20 protein-coding genes are annotated in these 22,468 nt (G+C 43.9%); 3 read left to right on the top strand and 17 right to left on the bottom strand.

What is annotated here, in order from left to right; translation table 11 throughout:
* Nucleotides 1-4: 4 nt before the first annotated feature.
* Both BKM01_RS05670 and BKM01_RS05665 read right to left on the bottom strand, forming a co-directional pair.
* On the bottom strand, nt 5-1,054 hold the full coding sequence (locus BKM01_RS05670) for a hydroxymethylglutaryl-CoA synthase (RefSeq protein ID WP_072358565.1): 1,050 nt from the start codon (nt 1,052-1,054) through the stop codon (nt 5-7).
* 32 nt (nt 1,055-1,086) lie between these two features.
* Nucleotides 1,087-1,827 carry a helix-turn-helix domain-containing protein gene (locus BKM01_RS05665; protein WP_072358563.1) on the bottom strand — a complete coding sequence of 247 codons (741 nt, stop codon included), beginning with the start codon at nt 1,825-1,827 and terminating at the stop codon, nt 1,087-1,089.
* Nucleotides 1,828-1,954: 127 nt separating this feature from the next.
* Here BKM01_RS05665 and cas4 point away from each other — a divergent pair, with 127 nt between their 5' ends.
* Together cas4 and BKM01_RS05655 are read left to right on the top strand one after the other, a co-directional pair.
* Nucleotides 1,955-2,743, top strand: coding sequence for a CRISPR-associated protein Cas4 (gene cas4, locus BKM01_RS05660; RefSeq protein ID WP_072358561.1), 789 nt, complete (start codon nt 1,955-1,957; stop codon nt 2,741-2,743).
* A 45-nt stretch (nt 2,744-2,788) separates the two neighbouring features.
* Entirely contained in the window at nt 2,789-4,684 is a 1,896-nt protein-coding gene (locus tag BKM01_RS05655) for a phosphoadenosine phosphosulfate reductase domain-containing protein (protein WP_072358559.1), read from the top strand.
* On the opposite strand, the gene BKM01_RS05650 is transcribed toward BKM01_RS05655, so the two are convergent.
* The 7 genes from BKM01_RS05650 to BKM01_RS11075 all read right to left on the bottom strand — a co-directional run bounded on the left by BKM01_RS05650 (nt 4,677) and on the right by BKM01_RS11075 (nt 11,686).
* Nucleotides 4,677-5,435 carry a hypothetical protein gene (locus tag BKM01_RS05650; RefSeq protein WP_072358557.1) on the bottom strand — a complete coding sequence of 253 codons (759 nt, stop codon included), beginning with the start codon at nt 5,433-5,435 and terminating at the stop codon, nt 4,677-4,679. The genes BKM01_RS05655 and BKM01_RS05650 overlap by 8 nt on opposite strands.
* A 91-nt stretch (nt 5,436-5,526) precedes the next feature.
* Nucleotides 5,527-6,297: an ABC transporter ATP-binding protein gene (locus BKM01_RS05645; RefSeq protein ID WP_072358555.1), complete on the bottom strand. Its 771-nt coding sequence runs from the start codon at nt 6,295-6,297 to the stop codon at nt 5,527-5,529.
* Nucleotides 6,294-7,259 (bottom strand): FecCD family ABC transporter permease, encoded by a 966-nt coding sequence (locus BKM01_RS05640; protein ID WP_233125620.1) that lies wholly within the window; start codon nt 7,257-7,259, stop codon nt 6,294-6,296. Before BKM01_RS05640 ends, BKM01_RS05645 begins: the two co-directional genes overlap by 4 nt.
* A gap of 135 nt (nt 7,260-7,394) precedes the next feature.
* Nucleotides 7,395-9,140, bottom strand: coding sequence for a radical SAM protein (locus BKM01_RS05635; RefSeq protein ID WP_072358551.1), 1,746 nt, complete (start codon nt 9,138-9,140; stop codon nt 7,395-7,397).
* A gap of 3 nt (nt 9,141-9,143) precedes the next feature.
* Complete coding sequence (locus tag BKM01_RS05630) at nt 9,144-9,797, bottom strand: class I SAM-dependent methyltransferase (protein ID WP_072358549.1); 654 nt, start codon at nt 9,795-9,797, stop codon at nt 9,144-9,146.
* A gap of 36 nt (nt 9,798-9,833) precedes the next feature.
* A complete protein-coding gene (locus BKM01_RS05625; protein ID WP_234993660.1) occupies nt 9,834-10,799 on the bottom strand; it encodes an ABC transporter substrate-binding protein in 966 nt (321 codons plus the stop codon).
* Between the two features lie 476 nt (nt 10,800-11,275).
* The gene (locus BKM01_RS11075) at nt 11,276-11,686 is read right to left on the bottom strand and encodes a hypothetical protein (protein WP_233125571.1); all 411 of its coding nucleotides are present in this window, start codon (nt 11,684-11,686) and stop codon (nt 11,276-11,278) included.
* 386 nt (nt 11,687-12,072) lie between these two features.
* Between BKM01_RS11075 and purH the strand changes: the two genes are divergently transcribed.
* Nucleotides 12,073-13,689, top strand: coding sequence for a bifunctional phosphoribosylaminoimidazolecarboxamide formyltransferase/IMP cyclohydrolase (gene purH, locus BKM01_RS05615; RefSeq protein WP_072358545.1), 1,617 nt, complete (start codon nt 12,073-12,075; stop codon nt 13,687-13,689).
* Between the two features lie 5 nt (nt 13,690-13,694).
* Here the strand turns inward: purH and BKM01_RS05610 are convergent, their stop codons facing one another.
* The 8 genes from BKM01_RS05610 to BKM01_RS05575 form a co-directional block, all read right to left on the bottom strand.
* Nucleotides 13,695-14,531 carry a class I SAM-dependent methyltransferase gene (locus tag BKM01_RS05610; protein WP_072358543.1) on the bottom strand — a complete coding sequence of 279 codons (837 nt, stop codon included), beginning with the start codon at nt 14,529-14,531 and terminating at the stop codon, nt 13,695-13,697.
* A gap of 40 nt (nt 14,532-14,571) precedes the next feature.
* Nucleotides 14,572-16,755: a NosD domain-containing protein gene (locus tag BKM01_RS05605; RefSeq protein WP_072358542.1), complete on the bottom strand. Its 2,184-nt coding sequence runs from the start codon at nt 16,753-16,755 to the stop codon at nt 14,572-14,574.
* A 165-nt stretch (nt 16,756-16,920) separates the two neighbouring features.
* Nucleotides 16,921-17,340 carry a rhodanese-like domain-containing protein gene (locus tag BKM01_RS05600; protein WP_085503677.1) on the bottom strand — a complete coding sequence of 140 codons (420 nt, stop codon included), beginning with the start codon at nt 17,338-17,340 and terminating at the stop codon, nt 16,921-16,923.
* Nucleotides 17,341-17,343: 3 nt separating this feature from the next.
* Nucleotides 17,344-17,580: a DUF2769 domain-containing protein gene (locus BKM01_RS05595; RefSeq protein ID WP_072358538.1), complete on the bottom strand. Its 237-nt coding sequence runs from the start codon at nt 17,578-17,580 to the stop codon at nt 17,344-17,346.
* Between the two features lie 9 nt (nt 17,581-17,589).
* Entirely contained in the window at nt 17,590-18,273 is a 684-nt protein-coding gene (locus BKM01_RS05590) for a fibrillarin-like rRNA/tRNA 2'-O-methyltransferase (RefSeq protein ID WP_072358536.1), read from the bottom strand.
* A complete protein-coding gene (locus tag BKM01_RS05585) occupies nt 18,273-19,217 on the bottom strand; it encodes an NOP5/NOP56 family protein (RefSeq protein ID WP_233125618.1) in 945 nt (314 codons plus the stop codon). The genes BKM01_RS05590 and BKM01_RS05585 overlap by 1 nt, the downstream gene beginning before the upstream one ends.
* Before the next feature lie 8 nt (nt 19,218-19,225).
* Nucleotides 19,226-20,185, bottom strand: a complete 960-nt coding sequence (locus tag BKM01_RS05580; RefSeq protein ID WP_072358532.1) for a beta-ribofuranosylaminobenzene 5'-phosphate synthase — start codon at nt 20,183-20,185, stop codon at nt 19,226-19,228.
* Between the two features lie 38 nt (nt 20,186-20,223).
* Nucleotides 20,224-22,425: an ATP-dependent DNA helicase gene (locus BKM01_RS05575; protein WP_072358530.1), complete on the bottom strand. Its 2,202-nt coding sequence runs from the start codon at nt 22,423-22,425 to the stop codon at nt 20,224-20,226.
* Nucleotides 22,426-22,468: the final 43 nt, after the last annotated feature.

The raw sequence follows: 22,468 nt of genomic DNA, 5'->3' as shown, positions 1-22,468 counted from the left end.
CCCCTCATGCACGTCTTATCTTGCCTTTATGCTTTGCATACATTGCATAATCCATGTAGACAGGATTTGCAAGCAATTCCTCTACCCGGGGAGCTTTATCCCTTATCTTATCGATCTTGTCCGTTACACTGAAACTGAAGGCATCTGCCCCTGCACCTGAACCAAAGGCTGTGGCAAATATCCTATCCCCGGGCTTTGCCTGATCAAGAGTAGCTGCGATACCCATCAGGCATGAACCGGAATAAGTATTACCCAATCTTGTGACCACAAGGCCGGGAGCAATTTTTTCCTTACTGAATCCCAGCATTTTTGCCACCCTGGAGGGGAATTTACCATTGGGTTGATGGAAAACTGCATAATCGTAATCCTCAGCTGAAGTGCCAAGTTTGTTCATCAGACCTTTTGCGGCACCCAGTACGTGTTTGAAATAACCGGGTTCTCCGGTGAAACGTCCGCCGTGCTCTGGATAAGGCATACCCTCACGTCTCCAGAAATCAGGTGTATCGGTCGTGAAAGAATAGGTATCTTCGATAATTGCTACCATTTCTTCTTCTTTGTTGCCTATAACAAAAGCCGCACCGCCAGCAGCAGCGGTATATTCCAGCGCGTCCCCGGGTGCACCCTGTGATACGTCCGAACCTATTGCAAGCCCCAGATCTGCCATACCGGATTGTACCAGTCCCATGCATGCCTGCATACCGGCACTTCCTGCTTTACAGGCAAATTCAAGATCCGCTGCAGTCATCTCAGGGGTCGCTTCCACCGCTTCAGCCACTATTGTACTGGTGGGTTTGACCGCATAGGGATGACTTTCAGATCCTGTATATATTGCCTCGATTCTGGAAGGATCAAGGCTGCTGCGACAAATTGCAGCCCTTGCAGCCTCTACTGCAATTGTTACAGTATCCTCGTCCAGATCAGGGACGGATTTTTCATTCACCATGAGGCCTGCACTGAGTATATCTGCATTATCACCCCATACCTTTGCTATATCCTCCACTTTTATCCTGAATTTGGGGATATATGTACCGTATGAAACAATCCCTACGCTCATTGCTTAAATCACCTTTTGATCAAAAATAAATATCATTCCATTACCTGATATTGACTGTAGTGTTTTAATGCCTCGATCAATTCATCAAGGTCCATAGTCGTTGCCAGCAAAGGGATCCTGTCAACTTCTGCCATTTTTTTGGCCATTGGATCCACCTCCCTGATAGTGAGCCCATGCAAAACCACTGCCGCGGGTTTCAGGTTTGTGACCCTGATTGCTACCATGGGAGATTTGCCTGTAGACACTTTTGTGAATATCATGGCACGTTCTGTGCTCCATCCATAAAGTTTCTGGAATTCGTGGGAAGACAGTTCCAGAATTGCCTTTTTACTGTCTACCACTGTAAAACCATACAGGGGTTTTTCCACACCCCGGTTGGCCACATCCGCCTCGATAAGAGTGGCCAGTTTTGCAAGTTGCATTGGATATGTGTATTCGTAAGTTGCATAGACCGCTTTTGATGCCTGGTCACTGTACAGCATGCCTTCATAAGCGTGTATCTTGTGGCCTCCGCTTTCTGAATCAATATTTATCAGAGCATCCACAATCTTGCTGACGATAAGGGTTCCCGGAGACTTTCGCCTTCCACTTTCATAGTCACTTATCACAGATGGCGAAACACCCAGATATGACGATATATCAGTCTGGGCAATCTCGAAATTGAGTCTCCATTTTTTCAGAGCCTCACCGGGCTTATCCGAAAGAGTTATCTCACCAGCCATTTTTTCAGCCAGGCGGTGACGTAAGTTTTCCTTTGATGCATCCTCGGTCATGTGCTACAATTACCTCAATACCAGCATGCATATATATTTAACGAATGTCGATTCGTCTATTGCCGACATCCGGATGTTCATTTAACTTAAATATTATGCAATTTGTTAACTTCTAAATATGTGTGCAATGTTCTGCGAAACAAATTCCAATGTTTCGGAAGTAGTCCTCTACACGAAATGCCCCCGAAAGGTATACTTTGCCAGCAGGAATGAAACAATAGCAGATGACATTAAAAAACCTTACATCCGTCATTTAATGCTAAAAGAACTGGCTCTTTCCTGTGCAGAGATTGCCAGATCAAAACAGGAAATACTCCCCCTGCTGCAAACGCGGGTAGAAGAAATAGTACAGGAAATAATAACCATCTATTCTGACGAATTGGAGCATATTGATGAAAACCAATTCAAAGATGCTGTGGAAGATGTAAACGAAGCGTTACCTGCAATAGCAGCCAATTTAAAGAACCAATCTGATGAAGAAAAGATTGAACTCATAACACCCGTTGAAATCGAACCCCTGATGCATTCGGAAAAATTAAATTTAAGCGGTGCACCATCGGCAATCGTCTTTCACGATGACCAGAAGATGCCTCTGCTCATAAAGACCGGTAATGCCCCGGAGCAGGGCGTTTGGAAAAATGACCGGATACCTCTGGCAGCTTACTCCATACTTGCAGAAGAAAGATACACCCAACCGGTAAATTCCGCAGTGCTTTTTTATGCCTCTCAAGGACAGGCAAGACCTGTGAGAATACGGCCAACCGAGCGCAGGGAGGTGCTCAATATCCTCAAACGGATCGAAAAGATAAAGGGCGGAAAAATGCCACAGGCAAAGCAGGGAAAACTCTGTGAATACTGTCCATACGAACAGATGTGCCAATCGCAGGGCAATTCCCTGGCTTCAAAGTTCTTCTGAGAACGACCACAATATTATTTAACCAGTACAGGATTTCCAGCATAGATGTCACAACCTGTATTCCATGGAGATTTGCTGCTGCAATGGTGCCACAGCTGCAATGTACCGGTTCTTGGTAAAAAGTGTGCCTGCGGGGATGAATGTGTAAAAGTAAATGTTACACCCCCGGGAGATATAAGACCGGCTTTTTTGCACGATATCGAACACATAAACCGGATATCAAAACAACAATTCAACAAGCCGCTTCTTGACACGGACAGGGTAGTGCTGCTCAACAAGGCACCCTACGAAGACCGCATGGATGAGATTATTGTTGATGGCGAAGTAATTGCAAGCATACGTTATGAGATCGGCAAACTTGAATGGGTACTTCTTCCCCGCCTGGAAGCCGGTCGCAGGATTTTGACAGGCAAAGAAACCCTTACAGGTTACGTGACCATCGAGGAAGATGTGAAAAAATTCCTGCACAAAGGTGCAAACCTGCTTGCTCCGGGAGTGCTGGATGCTGACCCGGGAATACAGAAAAATGACGAGGTCTTAATAATAACCCCTGCCGGAGAAGTCGTTGCTACAGGCCGTGCACGAATGGATGGCCGGGAAATGATGGAAGCCAAAAAAGGCACTGCGGTCAAACCCCGATGGAAAGCGGATACGATTTCAAAAGTCAATGACAGAAAACCTTCATGCTGGGGCGATGTTATCCGAGCAAACCGATCGATAATGGATGAGTCAATTGCAGAAGCCCACACCTTTATCCAGAAAACTGTTGAAAAAGAGGATCTGCCTATCTCCGTATCTTATTCCGGAGGCAAGGACAGTCTTGCAGTGATGCAGCTTGTGGATGATTGCGTCAGAGATTATGAAATTATGTTTGCCGATACCGGGCTTGAATTCCCTGAAACACTGGACAACATCCGGCATGTGGGAGAATTATATTCAAAAGAGGTCAAATCCATAAGTGTGGGGGATGCCTTCTGGGACTCCATCGATGCATTTGGGCCACCTGCAGTGGAAATGAGGTGGTGCTGCAAAATATGCAAACTCGGCCCCATCAGCCGGTTGATAGAGGAGAATTATGAGAAGGGCTGCCTGACCTTTGTGGGTCAGCGCAAATATGAATCCACCACCCGGGCCCGCAGCAACCGTGTCTGGAAAAATCCCTGGGTGGGCAACCAGACAGCAGCCTCACCGATACAGGACTGGACCGCCCTGCATATCTGGCTCTATATATTCATGAATGAACTGCCCTATAACCCCCTCTATGAGAAAGGGTTTGACCGGATGGGATGCTGGCTGTGCCCCTCATCTTCATTAGGGGATCTGAAACGCCTGAAAAAGACCCATCCCCATTACGAAGAAAAACTGATGAACCATTTGTATGCCTATGCCGAGAAAACCGGCATCGATAAGCAGTGGGCTGATTATGGATTCTGGAGATGGAAATCCCTCCCCCCCAACATAAAAAAAATAGCCGGGGAACTTGGAATAAATACCGCTCCCACAAAATACGACCCTACCAAATTGACATTCACCTCTAGTGTGGGCCATCGCCCCTGCACCACCGGGGAAATGACAGCTGAGGGAAGTTTCTCCACATCTCTTGATATGGAAAAAATAAGGAAAAGCGGCATGTTGCTTGCTATTGGCGAGGTGAAGTATACAGACGAGATGGCAATGGTCACCCGGAAAAAAGATACAGCGCAGGTCTTTGCCACAGGTTCAGTACGTGTCAGGGCATCTTCCAAAGCCGATGCCGGGAAACTCCTCAAGGATACGGAAAACTCCATACGCCGGGCTCTGGGTTGTACGGGTTGCGGAGTGTGTATCGGCAAATGTAACCACAATGCAATCCGGATTGATAACAAAATTGCCTATATAGGGGATAAGTGCAACCACTGCGGCAAATGTATCGAGGTCTGCCCTGTGGTGAAATTTATTTGAATCTGAGTAGATGACATCTAAATATAAATGCACAACAAAATGACCCTATTAAGATCAACAATTCAAATCCAGGAACCATGTTTGGGGATTTGGAAGTATCAGAATGCATATGTAGATCTTCAACCCCACCTTCCGAATTCCCAAAATAGTAGGACTTTGCTATCAATTTCTTCAACTCCTGTTTTTGATCTCCAATGTCTGCACCGTCTTTTGTTCCATAATAAACAATGAAATAATCTTCTCTTTCTTCAAGAAAAGGACGGGCATAAACCAGAAAATAGCCGGATGTTGTTTTACTTACATATCTGGTAGCATTGAACTGCTTGGGCCCAAGGGTTGGTCTCCATTGATTCTTATCTTCACGTGATTCAATAATTTCACTAATCTCATCGCTGATATTAAGTTTCACAACCCCAACTTCACCTGATTCAACCAGATAACGGGACAAATTCGTTTCCGATTTGATAAACGAGTTCTTGTTATCAAAATACCACACACACATAATTGTATGACGAGTATAGTTTCCACAATCTGAATATTGGGAAATATCGGGAAACATGGAAAGATGATTGGCATTATCATCATCCATTGAGTCATGGAGATACCATTTCGGCATCATTTCAGATGGAGGCAAACCCGGACCAACTACGTCGTCTTCTCCAGTGGATTCAGAATATGCCGTAGTTATGAAAAATATACTAGTACAAATGAATACAATCAGGATTGCAAAAATTCGTTTGGAATGCCACATCAAACCACCTATACCCCAAAATTTTCTTTTTTATATCCCATAAAATTACTCCCCAGATAAAACTTCATATATTCTTGTAATGCTAATAAAATTAAAGAGGAAGACATACATTTCTCTGTATGGAACTGACATGATCGATGGTTACATCGACACCATATGCAAGGGCCATGTTCTCTTTTGTAATTACTTCTTCAGCAGTCCCCTGGTCTATGAAATCGTTCTCAAGCATTATCGCTACATTCTTAGAGCCTATAAAACCATGGTCCGGAAAGTGCGTGCTCATAATCACAGAAGTGCCCTGAGAGGTTAGTCTTTCAATAAGGTTCAGAACACGTACCTGATTCCCGAAATCCAAATGGGAGGTAGGTTCATCCAGAAGCAAAATTTCCGGCTCCTGTGCCAGAGCCCTTGCAATCAGAGCAAGCTGTCTTTCGCCACCACTTACTTCTGTAACAGGCCTATCCCTCAAATGAGATATCCCCACTTTATTGATGGCATTCTCAGCTATCTTGTGATCCTTTTCTCCAGGAGAGGAGAAAAAGGGAAGATGAGGTGCTCTTCCAAGCATTACAAAATTCAGTATAGAAAAGGGAAATACCGATTGATCTGACTGTGGAACGTAACCTATCTTTTGAGCAATCTCTGTTCTGCTCATCGAAGAGATGTCTTTTCCCTCAATAAAGATACTGCCTTCACTTAATTTCAATACATTGCCGAGGCATTTTAGCAGTGTGGATTTGCCAATCCCATTGGGGCCAAGTATGCATAAAGTCTCACCCTTTTTTAAAAAAAAGGAAATATCCTCAAATACATTCTCCTTGCCACCATACGAATATGAAGCATTGTCTACCCTTAATATCATGACCAACCAACCTTCTTTTTTTGTAAAAGATAAGCAAAAAATGGTGCTCCTATCAGTGCCGTAAGAACTCCCAGAGGAATTTCTATAGTCATTAATGTCCTTGCAAGATCATCTACGACCAAAAGAAAAGATGCACCGAGGAAAACTGACATTGGCAGCAGTTTTTTGTAACTTGGACCAACCAGCATCCGCGAGATATGAGGTACTACAAGGCCTACCCATCCAATAATACCGCTGATACTAATTGCAGAAGTCGTGACCAGAGTGGCACAAATAACTACCAGTATTGTCATTTTCTTAGTATCTATACCCAGTGACCTGGCTTCTTCCTCTCCCAAAGAGATGACATTGATGCGCCATCCTATAAGAATAAGGACAAGCATACCGACAAGTATTGCAGGTGACGCATAGATTAGATCCTCTACCCTGACAGATGAGAGACTTCCCATAAGCCAGAATACCATTTCAGGAAGTTTATCATATGGATCTGCTACATATTTTACCAGTGAGGTCAGAGCAGTGAAAACTGCACCTACAATAATACCTGAAAGCACAAGGACCAGTGTGGCCGTTGCCTTGCAGGACTTACTGAGACTGTAAGCCAGAAAAGCTGCAAGTATTCCAAAAGAAAATGCCATTAACTGGATAACAAATATATTCTCACTTATCAGGATACCCAGGCAGGCACCAAATCCAGCCCCGGATGCCACTCCTAAAATATAGGGAGAAACCAGCGGATTGCGAAAAAGACCTTGAAAAGAAGCTCCGGATATAGATAATCCAGCCCCTACAAGCATAGCTGCAATTATCCTTGGAAGACGTATCTGAAATATGACAGTACCCACATTTGACGGGTCCACATTTCCTAATGACAGAAGCCAGAAAATAATACTAGTCATTATAGTTTGTGGAGGAATTGAATACCTTCCCATAAAAAGGGAAAGTACAAAGAGAAATATCATAAGGAAAAATGCGAGGAATATCTGTGTATTACCCTCAGAAAACCTCTTATGAATCCCCAATTTCAAACCTGTGATTCTTCCAATATCATATGACATTTATATCTCATTTCCTAAAATCGGTTCGATAAAGTGGGGTCATTGTCTGGATGAAACGCTGTAAAAAGACCTGTTGTGCCTTGAAGAATCAAAGGACACACCATAGAACCTTTCATAGAACTCATTTGCCTCTTTATCAATATCAAATTTAAAAATATCAGGATGTAACTTATTTGCTATGTACATCAGCCCCAATATCCATCTGGGACTTCCGAAATCCCATAATGGACGAAGACCGTATATCCTCCTGTTTTTTAAGGCATCTGCAGATAGACCATGTTTTTTACAATAGGTGTATGAATCGGAAACCGGGGTTGAAAGGAAGCCTGATATGAATATGAACTCAGGGTTCATCTCTGCAAATTCATTATGAGAAATACCAACCCCGGGTTTTCCCTCCCTGTCGATCAGCTTGTTTACACTTTCCCCGCCTGCAGCTTCAACAAGATTATTCTCAATTCGCTCCCCATTGAGTGCAAAAAGGGGATATCCCATACAATAATAGACCCGTGGCCTTTCAATGTCATTTGTCACAGACCGTATGAAATCCAGTTTCTCCCTCATATAAGCCACAAGTTCCATTCCTTCCTTTTTCCTGTCTGCAAGGGCGGCAAAATGCTCAATTACATCAAAGTAAGAGTCAAGATCCTGAGAACTTGTATGAAGCTGCTCCAAGTATCCTGTTTCCATGACATTGGCCCATATTTCTGCAAGTTTATAATCATCTTTTACCCCAAGGCAGACAAGAATAGCATGTATCATCTCCAGAGCCCGAGTAATCCTGTATCCTCCCATAAATCCCGGTTCATGATGAAAAACTTCACTTACTTCTCCTCTAAAAAAGGCTTCAGTAGAACATTCACACCCCTCTTGTGGCAGGTAGGATAAAGTACGTGAACCCATGGGACCAAAAAACTCCCTCTGGAAAATGATTTTACTGCATTCTGGACATACCGTGTTCAAATGATCGGTACCCGGCGAATTGAAAAGATACACATAATTTAAGTGCTGGCTTAATTTGTCACACAGAACTTCACTTTCCCTTATCGTTGGTTCTATCTGAGGGGCTGCGTCTCCAAAAGGTACAAACCTCATGACCTGAAACGGTATATCCCTTGAAAGGGAGGAAACAAATTTTGCAGTTTTTATGACTTCATCCTCTGAACCCTTGATGTAAATGGTAGAAACCTCAACATGAACATCACTTTCTTTCAGTAATTTCAGATTCCTGAAAACTGGTCCCGAACCTCTAGCACCGCACGAAATATACCTTTCATCTGAATAACCCTTTATACCGATGTTTACGAAATCTATCAAAGGGATTAGTTCTTTCAATACGTTTTCTGTAAAATATCCGTTAGTGGAGCATCCGATCAAAAGATTGTTCTGCCTGGCCTTTTTAGCAAGGTCGCAGAATGTAAAATAGGAGACAGCCGGATCATTGAGACAAAAAACAATCCCTATGCAGTCTTCATCAAGGGCTTTACTGATAACGTTCTCATTGCTAATTCCACTTTTTTTATTAGTGGAAAGAAGACGGGATGCCAGGATCTCTGAGATGCAGCCTTCACATTTGAAATTGCAGCCAATGGTACAAACCTGCAGAAACTTACCCCGCGGATAGAAATGAAGGAGGGGAACAGTCTCAATGGAAACCGGAAACATTGTGAAGTAGTTGTTTGGAAATCTCTCGATGATCTGACCATTTTTGTTGGTATACATACGACATTGGCCACTCTTTCCCTCTGCAAGATCGCAGCCGATTTCACATATGTTGCACTTCATAGGTCAGTCCACCTTATTGAAACATATCCAGAAACCAGATTCATCATCTATTATCCTGTAATGGTCAATTTCTGCAACATGCAATGCTTTTTTAAAAGAATCCAGATTGGCCTTGTTCAATCGTTTTTCGACACACTGTGACCATGTAGGGTCCCTTTTTTCCATGGCCTGTGTGATCTTTGACTTAAGTTCCGCTGTGCCAAAACCGCCTCCAATATAGGCCATACCACCGGGTTTTAGCACACGGTATATTTCCCTGAAAGCCTGGTGAACATCCTGCCAGAAGAATAGAGAACCGCGGCTTACGACCAGGTCAGCAAAACAATCGTCAAAAGGCATATCATGAATGTCACCGAAAATAGGAATCACATTTGCATTCAAATCACTTGATTCGATCTTTTTCTTTGCTATAGCGAGCATTTTTTCAGAAAAATCCATTGCATAAACCTTGCCATCGACAAGTTTACTGAGAGATATTGCAAGTGATGCGGGTCCGCTACCCACATCTATGAAAGTCCCGCTCATGATCTGGCATCTGTTTGTAATCTGCTGTGAAATAACAGGATATATAGGAGCAAAGATATTGTCAGCAACATCTTCGAAATTTTCGGCATAATCATCATGAAACCCAGCTTTACCAGTTACTTCATCTGTCATTTAATTACACCTTCGTCTGAAACTAGTGATAAAATTTTATTTCGGTGTAGGAGTGGGATTCAATAACCCATCAATCTCATCTTCCGACAGTTCATAATGATAGAACTCTGAATAGAATTCCTTTACATGACTCCTGAGATCAAGATCGCTGAACTCTTGGGGGTAGAGCACTTTAGCTGTCCAGGGAATACCGATTATTCTGTTAACACCCGGGGGCCTATCAAACCAGCAAAAAGGAGCATCCGGGAAAAGATATACCTCATCGTTTTTTATAGCAGTGATGTCCTGCCAGAGAGGATCTTCATACACATTTTCGTAAAATTTTCGGTCGCCTGTAATGATAACCTCTGGATCCCATTGCAATACCTGTTCGATGGACACCGCTGATTTTCCATAACCCTGTTCAATGGGACATTCTGCTACATTGACACCACCACATATCTCTATCAACTGACTGTGAGGAGAACCTTTCGGATCCGTAAGCAGACCATTGGTACCTTCTGCATAATAGACCCGTTTCCTTTCATCTTCAGGTATTTGTGAGACCTTTACGGTGACATTGTTAAGTGTTCCTTTGTAAAAAGAGATCAATTGACCTGCTCTCTCTTCTTCTCTGAGAACATCCCCCATGAATTTGATTGACTTTTCATATTCCATAGCATCAATTGTCGATTCAATACCCACAACAGGAATTGTACCGAATTTTTTCTGTCTTTCATTGATGGTAGAATTAACATCCCCTCCACTGTTGTAGCCTTCAAAGATGATATCGGGACCCATTGATATTATGGTTTCATAATTTCCATCCTGCTTACCAAACCAACCGCCAATCACAGGAAGGGTCTGATACTCAGGTTTCAGATATGTTTGCGACCCCTGAGGCATAAAATTCCAGCCTGCTAATTTTTGCGGAGCCAGCATGTAGATTAGCATTGTTGCAGGAGGAGAAGTGGCAACTGCCTTGTCAACGTCAGCCGGGATTGTAACTGTCCTTCCTGCCATATCAGTTATCGATCTTGTGCTCTGTGCAGAAACCTCCTCTTGATCAACACATGCGCTTGTGCATAATGCAAACAAGATCACAAATATCAATAGAATATACCTGAATTTTTTATGCATGAGAGTTCCCCTATGATGAAAGTGTTTTATTTCCATAACATGTGGCGATATGTTCGGATGAACATAACGATACATAAAGTTTTCTTAATTCAGCCAGGTAACTACAAATTCCATAGAGATTTCTGACAGAATCACGCATAACCAAACTGGTTAATCTGAAAAAAGAACAGGAAAAATCAATAAGCTGGGCACTGGGCTGTACGGTTTGCGGGGTGTGTATCGGCAAATTTCTTCACAATGCAATCAGGATCAAAAAAAATGCCCATTTCGATGATAATTGCACTCATTGAGGCAAATATATCGAAGTCTGTCCTGTGGTGAAATTTTCTGAATAACACCCTTATTTTATGGATGAAGGTTCAGATGGCACCATTTATTACAAGATACAGATACGTTCCACCCAAAAATACAGCCAGCCAGAGAACCATTTCAATTCTCATATATTTTTTAGTTTTCCAGCTCCACCTATTTGTAACAAATATAGCTCCTAGAACCAGTGCTATGATACCCAGTGAACCATGAGCTACAACTAATGGCGAGATTGAACCTGTGCTAATTGTAAAAAGATAAGCAGAATAGACCATATACAATACAGATATTATCGCCAGAAAATAGCCAACATTGATTATCTTCCCATGTTTTGATATTCCTTCCTTCATGGATGTGCTTTTTTTCAAAACTATAGAGCCTATAACGATAAGCAATAAAGCTATTATTTGCAAAATCATTGAAAATACACGAAGTTCAGACATTGTTAATCCAAGCATCATAATCCCCCACTAAGTACCAAACTGAATTTCTTTTATACGTAGAATTACCAGCCCAGAGGTTATAAGTTTTTGGAGAGCAATAGTTAGTAGGATTAATCACTAGTTTTGTATCATTGGGTAAATTAGCATCCCAAAATACAGCAAAACCTGGAAATAGACCTGAAAAGGTAGGTTAACATGTGACTGTGCCTGGCAAAAGTTGTAAATTCTAAAAAAGTCGGAACGTAAGTCAAAGAGGGTCAGACTGATAACTGCAGAGAAAATAATTGTTGAGAACCGGCCAATTCTGATATGCATATCTGGATGCAATGGTTACAATATTTACTGCAACCAGGAGAGACCAGAACCTTTATTAGTAATATCTTACAACCTGACTTGGTGATTTTTTGGTAAAAAGGGCATTGCTGAGCGTTTCCGACAAAACGGGAATCGTGGATTTTGCACGCGGGCTCAAACAACTTGATGTAGAGATCATTTCAACCGGAGGCACGGCACGTATGCTCCGGGATGCAGGAATAGAAACAATTGACGTATCAGAGATCACTGGATTTCCCGAGATGATGGGAGGCAGGGTAAAGACACTCCACCCAAAAATACATGGTGGCCTGCTTTGCCTGCGGGAAAATCCGGAACACGTCAGCGACGCTGAAGACCTTTCTATCGAACTTATCGACATGGTGGTCGTAAACCTCTATCCCTTCGAAATAACCATATCCAGGGAAGGAGTTAATCTGGAAGAGGCCATCGAGAATATTGATATCGGCGGACCCTCCATGCTCAGGTCGGCTGCCAAGAACTACAAATCTGTTACAGTATTGAGTGACCCGCAAGATTACGGACATATCCTCAAAGAACTGCGTTCAAGCGGAGTAGTCTCACAGGAAACCCGGGAAAAAATGGCAGTCAAGGCATTCCGCCATACTGCAAACTATGACAGTACAATTGATACATACTTAAGCCGCACCTTACTGGGAGAAGATACCCTTCGGCTTAATTTCACAGGCGGCAGAGAACTGCGTTATGGAGAGAACTGGCATCAGGAAGCATTATTTTTCTCCCAGCCAGAAATTGAGGGCCCTGCCCTTGCAAACTGTCGCCAACTGCACGGCAAGGAACTATCTTACAATAATTATGTGGATGGGGACAACGCCCTCCAGACTGTCAAGGAATTAGGGCAAGAAAAACCTGCAGTATGTATTGTCAAACACAATAACCCCTGTGGTTTGGCAACCGGCAACACACTCCTGCAGGCCCTGAAAGCTGCCTGGGACGGCGATCCGATCTCGGCCTTTGGAAGTATCATATGCACCAATGTCCCGATGGATCTCGAATCCTCCAAATTCCTCAAGGGCAAGTTCGTGGAGATCATAATTGCTCCGGAATTTGAGCATGATGCACTGGACTTTTTGAAGAACAAGAGCAAAAACCTGCGTCTGCTGGAATTGCCACAACTCAATGAATCCTTTGACGCGGAATTTACCTACAAGTATATTGCAGGCGGTATGCTCAAACAGTCCCGCAATATCGGGTTGTACGATAAATGGGAATGTGTCACCGACACCGAGTATCCCGAGGAGAAAAAGGGCCTGTCTGAATTCTGTATTGCAGCCTGCAAATCCACCAAATCCAATGCAGTAAATCTGTCCTGGGAATATGAGGATGGATGCTACATGATGCTGGCAATGGGTGCCGGCCAGCCCAACCGCGTGGATTCCATCCGCAAATTATGTGCAACCAAGGCAAGGGAAAACCTGCAGGAGATCTATTACAGGGAACAGCCTGAAATGGACTTTGAGGAGTACTGTAAAAATATCTTTGCAGAATCTGTCCTGGCCTCCGATGCTTTCTTCCCCTTCGATGACAGCATCATCCATGCCGCCGAGAACAATATCAAATATATCGTTTCCCCCGGTGGCTCAATCCGGGACAACGAAGTTATAGACACCGCCAACCGGCTGGGTGTTTCCCTCGTATTTACCGGAATGAGGCACTTTTTGCATTGAAAAAATCAGTGGGAATTATCCCACGATATTTTTACCCTTGACGAGCGACCCACCTGAACCAGCTCGTCGGCTTCTTTTTCCAGTATTTGTTCCAGATGGGAGCGCAGTATCTGTTCCTGCTCATTAGTGGCAATCTTGTAATGGGGTTTGTAGTGCTCCACCGCTTCATCCAGGGAAGAAAAACGGGTGTCATGTGTCAACTCAAAATTTTCCATGTCCGGATATATCCCCATGCTATAGAGCACATTATAGAGCACATCACATTTGGGAGAGGGATAATATTGTCTGCCATGCAACTGCGGCCAGATACGTGAATAATTCTTATCCCAAGAAGTCGCACCTGCAAACCAGTAGATGTAAACTTTGCCACTGCTTACCTGCTGGATCTTTTCAATTGCCTCCCTGATATCGGGCACATGTAGGGAATAAGACGCTACAACCACATCATAAGGAGAATCCAGTTCCTCCAGGGACACATCCTCCCAGTTCTTCTGGATACATGTGACATTGCTGAGATTGTTATCAGCAATATTTTCCCTCAGGACTTCTGTCATCCCGTCAGCAGGCTCCACTGCAGTTACGTGGGACACCCTTTGTGCCAGGAGAATTGCCATTGAACCCGGACCGGCACCTATATCCAGTATCCGGGAATCGCTGTCGTGCTTGATGTCCTTAAGGGCTTTTTCCAGCCGTTTACCACTTTTGCGGGAGGATTGCCAGAACCGTTTCGCATTTGCATAGGTCCCCCAGCGATCCGGCTGTTGAACCTGTTCATCCGCCTCGTTATGCAATTTCATCTGCTCGATCCAGACGCTGCCCCAATCAATCTCGTCATACAACATGTATGTGAAAAGGAGAGAAGGAGTAAAAAATCCTTTCCGGTTACTCTCTCCTTCTCACGAAAAACATAACTACAATTCCCAGTACACCCACCAACAATAAGGGATTTGCAGTGGGAACATCAAACAATGGCTGTGGATGATAGACAGGGCTGCCACCATCGTCCTCATTGCCGTCTCCTGCGGAAGTTGATTCCCCTATCACAGACAGGTTCATGGATGTGTTGGAATTGCCGAACTCATCGGTTGCATTGATGCTTAGATTATACTCTCCATGAGGGTTTACGTCCAGAGTTATAGAGTTGTTCACCCAGTAGCCATTTACATTGGTGAGGAAGGCTGTGTCCACTGTGTCATTTACACTGGAAACGTTGACCACAACTGAAAAAATATCAGAATCATCTTTGACCGAGACATTCAGTTCAAGCAATTCGCCGGTTACAACTTCCTTTCCCAGAGGAGCAATCGGGACAACTGAAGGTTCTGTACTGTCTCCGGCAAGAGGTAGGTAATCTATGTTACCATTACTGAGTTCGTAACTGCTGTTAGGAGAGTCACAGAATCCATCCCCATCGGAATCTGTGTTCACCTGACTGAAACCGGTTCCATCCGGGGTTGCCCAGAAGTTACCTCCTATATAGGGACCACCTATTATATTGGGACCAGTGTTATTTGTGGTGTTCAATTGAGTGCCCGGAGCTCCAGAAATATAAGCATTCCGAATATCATTGTTGAAATAATTATTATAGATATAATTTCCTTCACCGGTCAAATAAATGCCACCATTTCCATTATTAGAGATGGTATTGTTATAGATGTAATGGGCTGTTCCTTTTAAGCTAATTCCATACCAACCGTTATTAGATAGGATATTTCCACTCAAATTATTATTTCCACAGCCTGTATTATAGCCATCCATATATATTCCATTGTCCCCATTATAAGAAATATTATTATACTCTATAAAATTGTAATTTGAAGACGTTAAATGTAGTCCACCAATGTTCTGATATATACCAAAAACACAATTTTCCAATACATTGTTACCAACCAGATTGTTATGGTGAGAAGAAAACAGATAGATACCTTTGTCAGTATTATTTGACACATTGTTTCCGGTCAAATTGTTGTAATAGCATTTATCAATCCATATGCCATTATTGTTATCTAAAACTGTGTTACCAATAAGGGTAGTGTTATCAACATATAGAATATCTATACCCTTATTGTTATTCAAAACTGTGTTATCTATAAGGGTATTATTTTCATTACGGACTTCATGATCACCATCATCATCCAGAGTGATACCACTTCCAGTATTATTAAACACTGTATTATCAGTCAAAGTGCTATCCTGAGGATATTGTAAAACGATACCTTCGGAATTGTTATATACAGAATTATCAGTCAAAGTGCTATCCAGAGGATATTGTAAAAAGATACCTTCATTGACATTGTTAAACACAGTGTTACTGGAAAAATTATTGTCACTAGGAAAATCTTTAGGCGAATACATACAAATTCCTTTATTGTTGCCAGAAACATTGTTGTTATGTAAATTATTATCATAAGAATCTTTTAGGTAGATTCCATTGTCAACGTTATCTAGAATGGTGTTATCGATTAATTCATTTTCTTCAGAAGATTCAAGATAAATTCCATTATTATTTCTTGTTACAACATTGTTGGTCAAATTGTTATAATAAGTATACCATAGATATATGCCCTTAGTATTACCTGAAACGTGATTATCAACCAAATTGTTGTTTTTTGAAGTAAGACGAATGAATATTCCATTATCACTATTTGATATATTATTATTAGTTATATTGCAGTATTCAACTTCATCTAAAGTAATAGAACCTCGATATGTATGAGTAGTTCCACTAATATTAAATCCATTAATAGTTACATTATTAGATTCTATATCAAAAACAGGATACTCTAAGACATCTGCAGTGACATGTGTGACAGAAGCACCGTCTGTGGAAGTGATATTCAACGGTATATCCACATTCACATTCTCATTGTATGTACCTGGATAGACAAGAATTGTGTCATAATCACCTGCTGCATCTACAGCTCCCTGAATTGTGTCATAATCTTTAGTCCCATCGTCGTCATCCACTCTTATCTCAGCAGCCATGGATACGGACGAAAGCAATACCAATACTACTGCACTGGCCAGTAATATCCAGAACCTGTGTATATCGACATTTTCTCTCATAATATATTATAGTAAGTCATGTAGATATAAGATTTCAGAACATTAGGTCCTAACTACTGGTAAGTGTGAACCTCTGAAAAACTAGAAATTAGCTGCTATCCAGATAATCAATAGAATGCAAAGAATAGATTTCCAACAGAGAATTTGCATCAATTTCAAAAAATATTATTCCACATAGGGATAGCCCTCTGAACGCCATTCATTAAAACCGGCTTCCATGTTATAAACATCACAGTAACCCGCATCCAGAAGAATATTCGAGGCGGTCACACTCCGTCTGCCACTGCGACAGTAGACAAGAATCGCAGTATCCGAAGGTACCTCATCCAACCGGTATTCCAGTTCAGAAACAGGGATCAGGTAGGAATTCTCCAGATGGCCGTTATCATATTCGGACTGGGTACGCACATCCAAGATGAAAATATCCTCGTTCTCAATCAGATTGAATGCCTCTGCTGCAGAAACATCGGAATACTCACATTTTTCAGTTTGTGCTGTGATGTTGTCGCCCTCCTGCTGTACACATCCGGCCATAGTAAGAGTCCACAGTACAAAAATTAACACAATAATTGTATTTTTGCTCACAATTCATTCCCGCCTGCAAAAATAATCCCCTTCAAGAGCAAACTGGTGATAGACATAACATTTTGTACACATACATCCCTGCCTGGCCTCATCGGATGCAGGACCCCGTGCACAGAACATATAACCTTCACCCGGATAGGACGAACAATTCTTGCATAAGCAGGCCTTGGAATGATGATACGATGGGCAGACACCGAAATATTTGCCCAGCCCCTGTCTCAATTCATCCTGATCTGCCACCTGCAAACCTCATTCAGTCTTTTTTACAACTACCCCGAGATGATCTATATGGAACGGTGCAAGTTTCTGTTTCTTGACAAGTTCCAATTTTGAATTCTCTTGCTCCAGTAATGTTTTGAGCTGCTGTTTAAAAACAGTATCTGGTTTTGCAGTCGAATCCACACTCCGGGCCTTGATGCTCATCAACAGGTAACCGCCGGGTTTGAGGAAGTGCTGCACATTGGACAGGGCAATGGATGCCTGGTCCGGCTGGGCCACATCCTGAAAGATAACATCAACAGGCTCCACAACATTTGCATAGGATTGCGGTTTGGAAGCATCGGCAAGCATAGGGATTATATTTGGCCTTTCTTCGCAGATGGGCAACATGTCCCGCATTGTACGGGGAGAAAATTCCACTGCATAGACCACTCCTTTATGCACAATATCCGAAACATGACTGACAGTGGTACCTGTGGCCGAGCCCAGATAAAGCACCTTTGATGTGGTTGTGAAGGGCGAGGTAAGTTTTTTGAGCAACATTGCCGCAAGTTTACTTCTTTTGGGCTCCCAGATACGGTACTCTGCCTGTTCAACCTGCACCAGGCGTTCCCCGTAAACTTCAAATCCGGGAGAAAGATTTCTGGTGGCAAGGAACCTTTTCTTGCCCTGCTGTAGCGTGAAAATGTTTTCATGGAAGGTTTTGGCCTTCATTAATTCCCCTCCTTGATGGACCGGACCTTACGATCCAGTTTTTCTTTAATTGCCGGATTCAACTGGCCGGAAAAAGCATCCACCCTGCTTGCGATACTCAGGCCTGAAGCAAGCGCGCGGGCCATTTTGCCCCGGATTTTGGGATGGGAATTCTTGATCAGGGGATGATTGAAAATAATACCGTGTTTGGGAGAGGTTGCTTTGCCTCTGAGATGTTTGAATAAGGCCTGGTTTGCACCCATTACCTGTATGGTACTTGACGGCATCCGGGAGAGAGACTGCAATCCACCGGCCATACTGATCAATCGAGCACCCAGATTGGCTCCTGCGACCTCATCCAGATTGGGAGCGAGTTGCTCCATGTTTTTGTGAATATAGGCTTCTATCACATGACGCCTCTCATACAGGGAAGTGAGGTCCGCTGCAAAAGCCTTTATGATAGCTCCGTCCTCTGCATCCATTTCCATACCCACCGATGAGCGGGCAGTCTCATGAAACTGCGAATCCTGCTGTAAATCCTGCCTGAGCCCGTTTTCGGCTACGAATTTGGCCAGGTTTTCGGTTAGCATGCCTGCTTCGGGGAAATGTTCGCCGTACCATATGCCCAATCTCTCAGCCAGCAGGTTGGCCGCCTCATCAATATCATCCAGTGCTTCCACTGCATGGATAATTCGCAGATCCGGAGAATAAGAGTTCTTTATCTTAAGCCGGGTGGCTGCAATACAGGTTTGCTGCAACAGGGAATAATATTCAGTTTCCCCTGCTGCAAAACCACATTCAATGGCATTTTGAACGGGATCAAAACATGCCGGCGGGATTTGTTTGGGATCTTTCTGAAAGACAAGCAATCTTTCTGCCAGCTGCTGCACATCCTGCGTACAGGGACTGCATTCAGCCACACTTCCATCTTCATTGATTTCAATATCTGCAAACCAGGTTTTCACATTCAAGTTTAATCCATCCTGACATCCGCACCGGTGTTATTGGGAGTTGTAAGCAAAACCTTGCCCCCTATATTCTCATCCAGGAAGTTTTGCATATCCCGGACAATACGTTTCCCCTGAGTCTCATTCTCAACAAAACCACATATTGCAGGCCCAAAGGAACTCATCCCGACACCATGGGTGTCGGCCAGTCTCATCTGTTCAATTACTTCTTGCACCTGCTGGCTCTGCAGGGAGACCTCTTGTTTTTTGAACCCCAGTGTCTGCAGGCTATCAAGTGCGCTGCCGAAGTTCTCAATATCATTTTCAATAACTGCCGGAATCATCTGCATCAGAACGATGTGAGAGATCGCCTGTACATCCTCCAGGGGTACAGGACAGACCTGCCTGAAAATATCCACTTCCTGTGCATCATGGGCTCCCTGTCTGTCAGGAAGAGCCAGCACTATGGGCCAGTCCGGGAAATCATGTCTGAAAACTATCGGAGCGGGAGGGGCCGGACTGGCAGAGGAGGGAGAAAAAGCACCTTTATCAGAAAAACTATGTCCACAATCCACAAGGAAACCCCCTTCCTCAAAAGCTGCCACACCAATACCGGAAGTACCACCCCGGCCCACTTTTTGGGCCAGCTGTCTGACCGAAAGGTCCAGTTCGAAAAGCTCGTTGATCGCAGCCGCAGTACACAAAGCCACCTGTGTGCCCGAACCCAGACCTACATGGGCAGGCATATCCTCATCAAGATAGATACTGATCCCTTCTCCTTCAGGCAGCAGGGCAGAAATCGCAGCTCGCACTTTGTCGTACAGTAAAGAGCTGCCGTTAATCTCCACCTGATCACTTTTTTCAGCAGTAAGATGAATATGGGGATATTGCAGACTCACACCCACTCCTCCATCAACCCGGCCCAGGGAAGCATTGAGATCGATCAGGGAGAGGTGCAGCCTTGAAGGGGATGTGATCTCGATCATAGTACCTTGGAACTAATTCACAATCATATATATATGTGTCAGGACAGCTCTTCCATGTCCGAAAAGAAATTGAGCAGGGAATATTTCACTTTCCCGGGTTCCACATCAAGGAATTCCTTCCTCTCATCTTCGGGAAATGAGGGGTATACCGAATATTTTCCCAGTCTTTTAACCGAATCCGTCATGAACCTGCCATCCAGCAGTATCCTGACACCGTAATCGGCCGGTGAACGTACCACTCTGCCCATGGCCTGTCTGATCTTACGTATCGTGGGGACCTGTACAGCATATTCCCAGCCGGAACCATAACCGAATTCATGATCATAGGCAGATTCCACCGCATGCATCCTGTCATTCAGGGCCGAATAGCCTACACCGACCACCACAACAACCCGACCCCGACCATTCCTGTAATCCACTCCTTCACTGAGGGTACCCCAGAGATAGGTGAAAAGGGCAGCTTTGCCTCCCTGCTCTCCGGTCTGGAAGAATTGCTTGCGTATATCCTGGGCAGATATCCCGGTTTCATCAAGGAACAGTTCGGCATCAAGCAAACCATCGAATTTACGGAAATACCGTTTTGCCTCAAAAGCGTTCGGGAAGAAGATGATCACATTGCCTCCGGCATTTTCAATAGTGTCCTGTAACACCTGTTCTAATATCTGGAGGTTCTGGGGATCGTCCCGTATCCTCGAATACTGGGGAGGGACCGATACTGCAATTGTCAATCTGCGTTCTTCGGGAAAGGTCAGACCATAGGCCAGATCGCATGTCTGCCGCGTGATACCCAGCGTGCTTTTGATCATATCGAAGGGACGCAGGGTTGCAGACATCAGGATTGCCGAGTAGATCGAATCCAGCAGCGGGCCTGTAACGTTTTTCGGGATACAGGTGAACAATTCCAGCCTGCCGTAGATCTCCCCACCCTGATCCCGGCGAACATTGAGTACCGGATAATAATTTTCGTTATTGGAGAGTTTAAGATACTGGGAGAAGAATTCTGCAGTGGGTTTTAGGTGGGATCTTTTCAGGATAGGGGTCTGGCCCTGTTTGTATTGTTCATGATAGGCATTATCCAGTAAACCCCCCACTTCGGCAGCGATCCCGAGCAATTCCTGTACCTGTTTTTCCTCCCCATAACCGGTCTCTTTCATCCGTCTCATAAAACGGGCGTGAACCACATCATTTCTTTCATAGGGGTCACTTATGCGTATATCATACCAGTTGCGCCCCACCCGCTGGCGTTCCCCGAACTTGAAACGGTTATCATAGGTATCCCTGACCACTTCCAGGAGGATGGAGAGCACGGCTTCCACATCCTCAACCGGCATGGAGGTAAAAAGATCACTTTTTTCATTGGCATTAAGTTCAGCCAGGGCACTTTCAATGGTATGTTCGGTCAAAGTAATGGATGAATGGGACCTGGCAGCGTTTTCTATATTATGGGCTTCGTCAAATATCGCTATGATATCTTCGGGTTCTTTGTCCATCCAGCGCAGCATTGTGGAAAATATCATATCATTGAGGATATGATGAAAATTGGCTATGACAAGGTCGGCATTTTTCAATTCCCGCTTGAGAAGTTCATAACCACACATCCCGTTTTCAGCAGCATAATCATTGACCTCTTCAGGATCGCGTACATCCTGGAAAAGCCATTTCTGGAATTTTTCATCCTCTGCCTTTAAAACCTCATACAGGGGATCGCATGAACGTTTCCTCAGGGAACTTGCTTTTTCCTCGAGTTTTTCCCGCTCCTCATCGACAGCATCCCTCAAAGAAGCATGAGCTGCTTCCCCCGAGGACTTATACTCATCCCAGGCAGCCTTTGATTCCTGTTTTTTGAGAATGATTTCCTTTTCGATCTCCATTAGATCATAGGTGTTATCCCGTTTGGCCTCGCATTCATCATACCCCTGTTTCAGGGGACACATGCTCATCTTACCCTTGAAGACCAGGACCTTGATGTCATGGGTACGTTTAATCTGGCGGGCCTCATCTATGAACTGTAACATCTGTTGATGGACATTCGTGGCAATGAACACGGTTTTGCCCAATTGTTTTCCCACATGCAACGAAGGAACCAGCGCACTCAGGGTCTTCCCGGTCCCACAGGCTCCTTCAAAAAGCACCAGATTTTCTTCCAGCAGGGAGCGGTGAATCTTCTCCATTGCGTCCTTCTGATTGGGATAACATTGCTCCAGGGGGAAGTACTGGATATAATTGTCAGGGGTGCTCATGGCTTTCCCTAAAGCTCCTCCTATTAAAAAGATATTGGATTGG

This window comes from Methanohalophilus portucalensis, from assembly GCF_002761295.1.
Classification (GTDB): Archaea; Halobacteriota; Methanosarcinia; order Methanosarcinales; family Methanosarcinaceae; genus Methanohalophilus; species Methanohalophilus portucalensis.
This window is presented reverse-complemented; position numbering and strand designations above follow the sequence as displayed.

Bases quoted from the DNA above. Each gene is read 5' to 3' on its own strand.
- BKM01_RS11075 (WP_233125571.1), bottom strand. From the start codon at position 11,686: ATGATGCTTGGATTAACAATGTCTGAACTTCGTGTATTTTCAATGATT.
- BKM01_RS05655 (WP_072358559.1), top strand. From the start codon at position 2,789: ATGTCACAACCTGTATTCCATGGAGATTTGCTGCTGCAATGGTGCCAC.
- BKM01_RS05635 (WP_072358551.1), bottom strand. From the start codon at position 9,140: ATGAAGTGCAACATATGTGAAATCGGCTGCGATCTTGCAGAGGGAAAG.
- BKM01_RS05590 (WP_072358536.1), bottom strand. From the start codon at position 18,273: ATGAAGGCCAAAACCTTCCATGAAAACATTTTCACGCTACAGCAGGGC.
- BKM01_RS05645 (WP_072358555.1), bottom strand. From the start codon at position 6,297: ATGATATTAAGGGTAGACAATGCTTCATATTCGTATGGTGGCAAGGAG.
- BKM01_RS05665 (WP_072358563.1), bottom strand. From the start codon at position 1,827: ATGACCGAGGATGCATCAAAGGAAAACTTACGTCACCGCCTGGCTGAA.
- BKM01_RS05625 (WP_234993660.1), bottom strand. From the start codon at position 10,799: ATGGCAGGAAGGACAGTTACAATCCCGGCTGACGTTGACAAGGCAGTT.
- BKM01_RS05650 (WP_072358557.1), bottom strand. From the start codon at position 5,435: ATGTGGCATTCCAAACGAATTTTTGCAATCCTGATTGTATTCATTTGT.
- BKM01_RS05580 (WP_072358532.1), bottom strand. From the start codon at position 20,185: ATGATCGAGATCACATCCCCTTCAAGGCTGCACCTCTCCCTGATCGAT.
- BKM01_RS05630 (WP_072358549.1), bottom strand. From the start codon at position 9,797: ATGACAGATGAAGTAACTGGTAAAGCTGGGTTTCATGATGATTATGCC.
- BKM01_RS05605 (WP_072358542.1), bottom strand. From the start codon at position 16,755: ATGAGAGAAAATGTCGATATACACAGGTTCTGGATATTACTGGCCAGT.
- BKM01_RS05575 (WP_072358530.1), bottom strand. From the start codon at position 22,425: ATGAGCACCCCTGACAATTATATCCAGTACTTCCCCCTGGAGCAATGT.
- BKM01_RS05670 (WP_072358565.1), bottom strand. From the start codon at position 1,054: ATGAGCGTAGGGATTGTTTCATACGGTACATATATCCCCAAATTCAGG.
- BKM01_RS05640 (WP_233125620.1), bottom strand. From the start codon at position 7,259: ATGATATTTCTCTTTGTACTTTCCCTTTTTATGGGAAGGTATTCAATT.
- BKM01_RS05610 (WP_072358543.1), bottom strand. From the start codon at position 14,531: ATGTTGTATGACGAGATTGATTGGGGCAGCGTCTGGATCGAGCAGATG.
- cas4 (WP_072358561.1), top strand. From the start codon at position 1,955: ATGTTCTGCGAAACAAATTCCAATGTTTCGGAAGTAGTCCTCTACACG.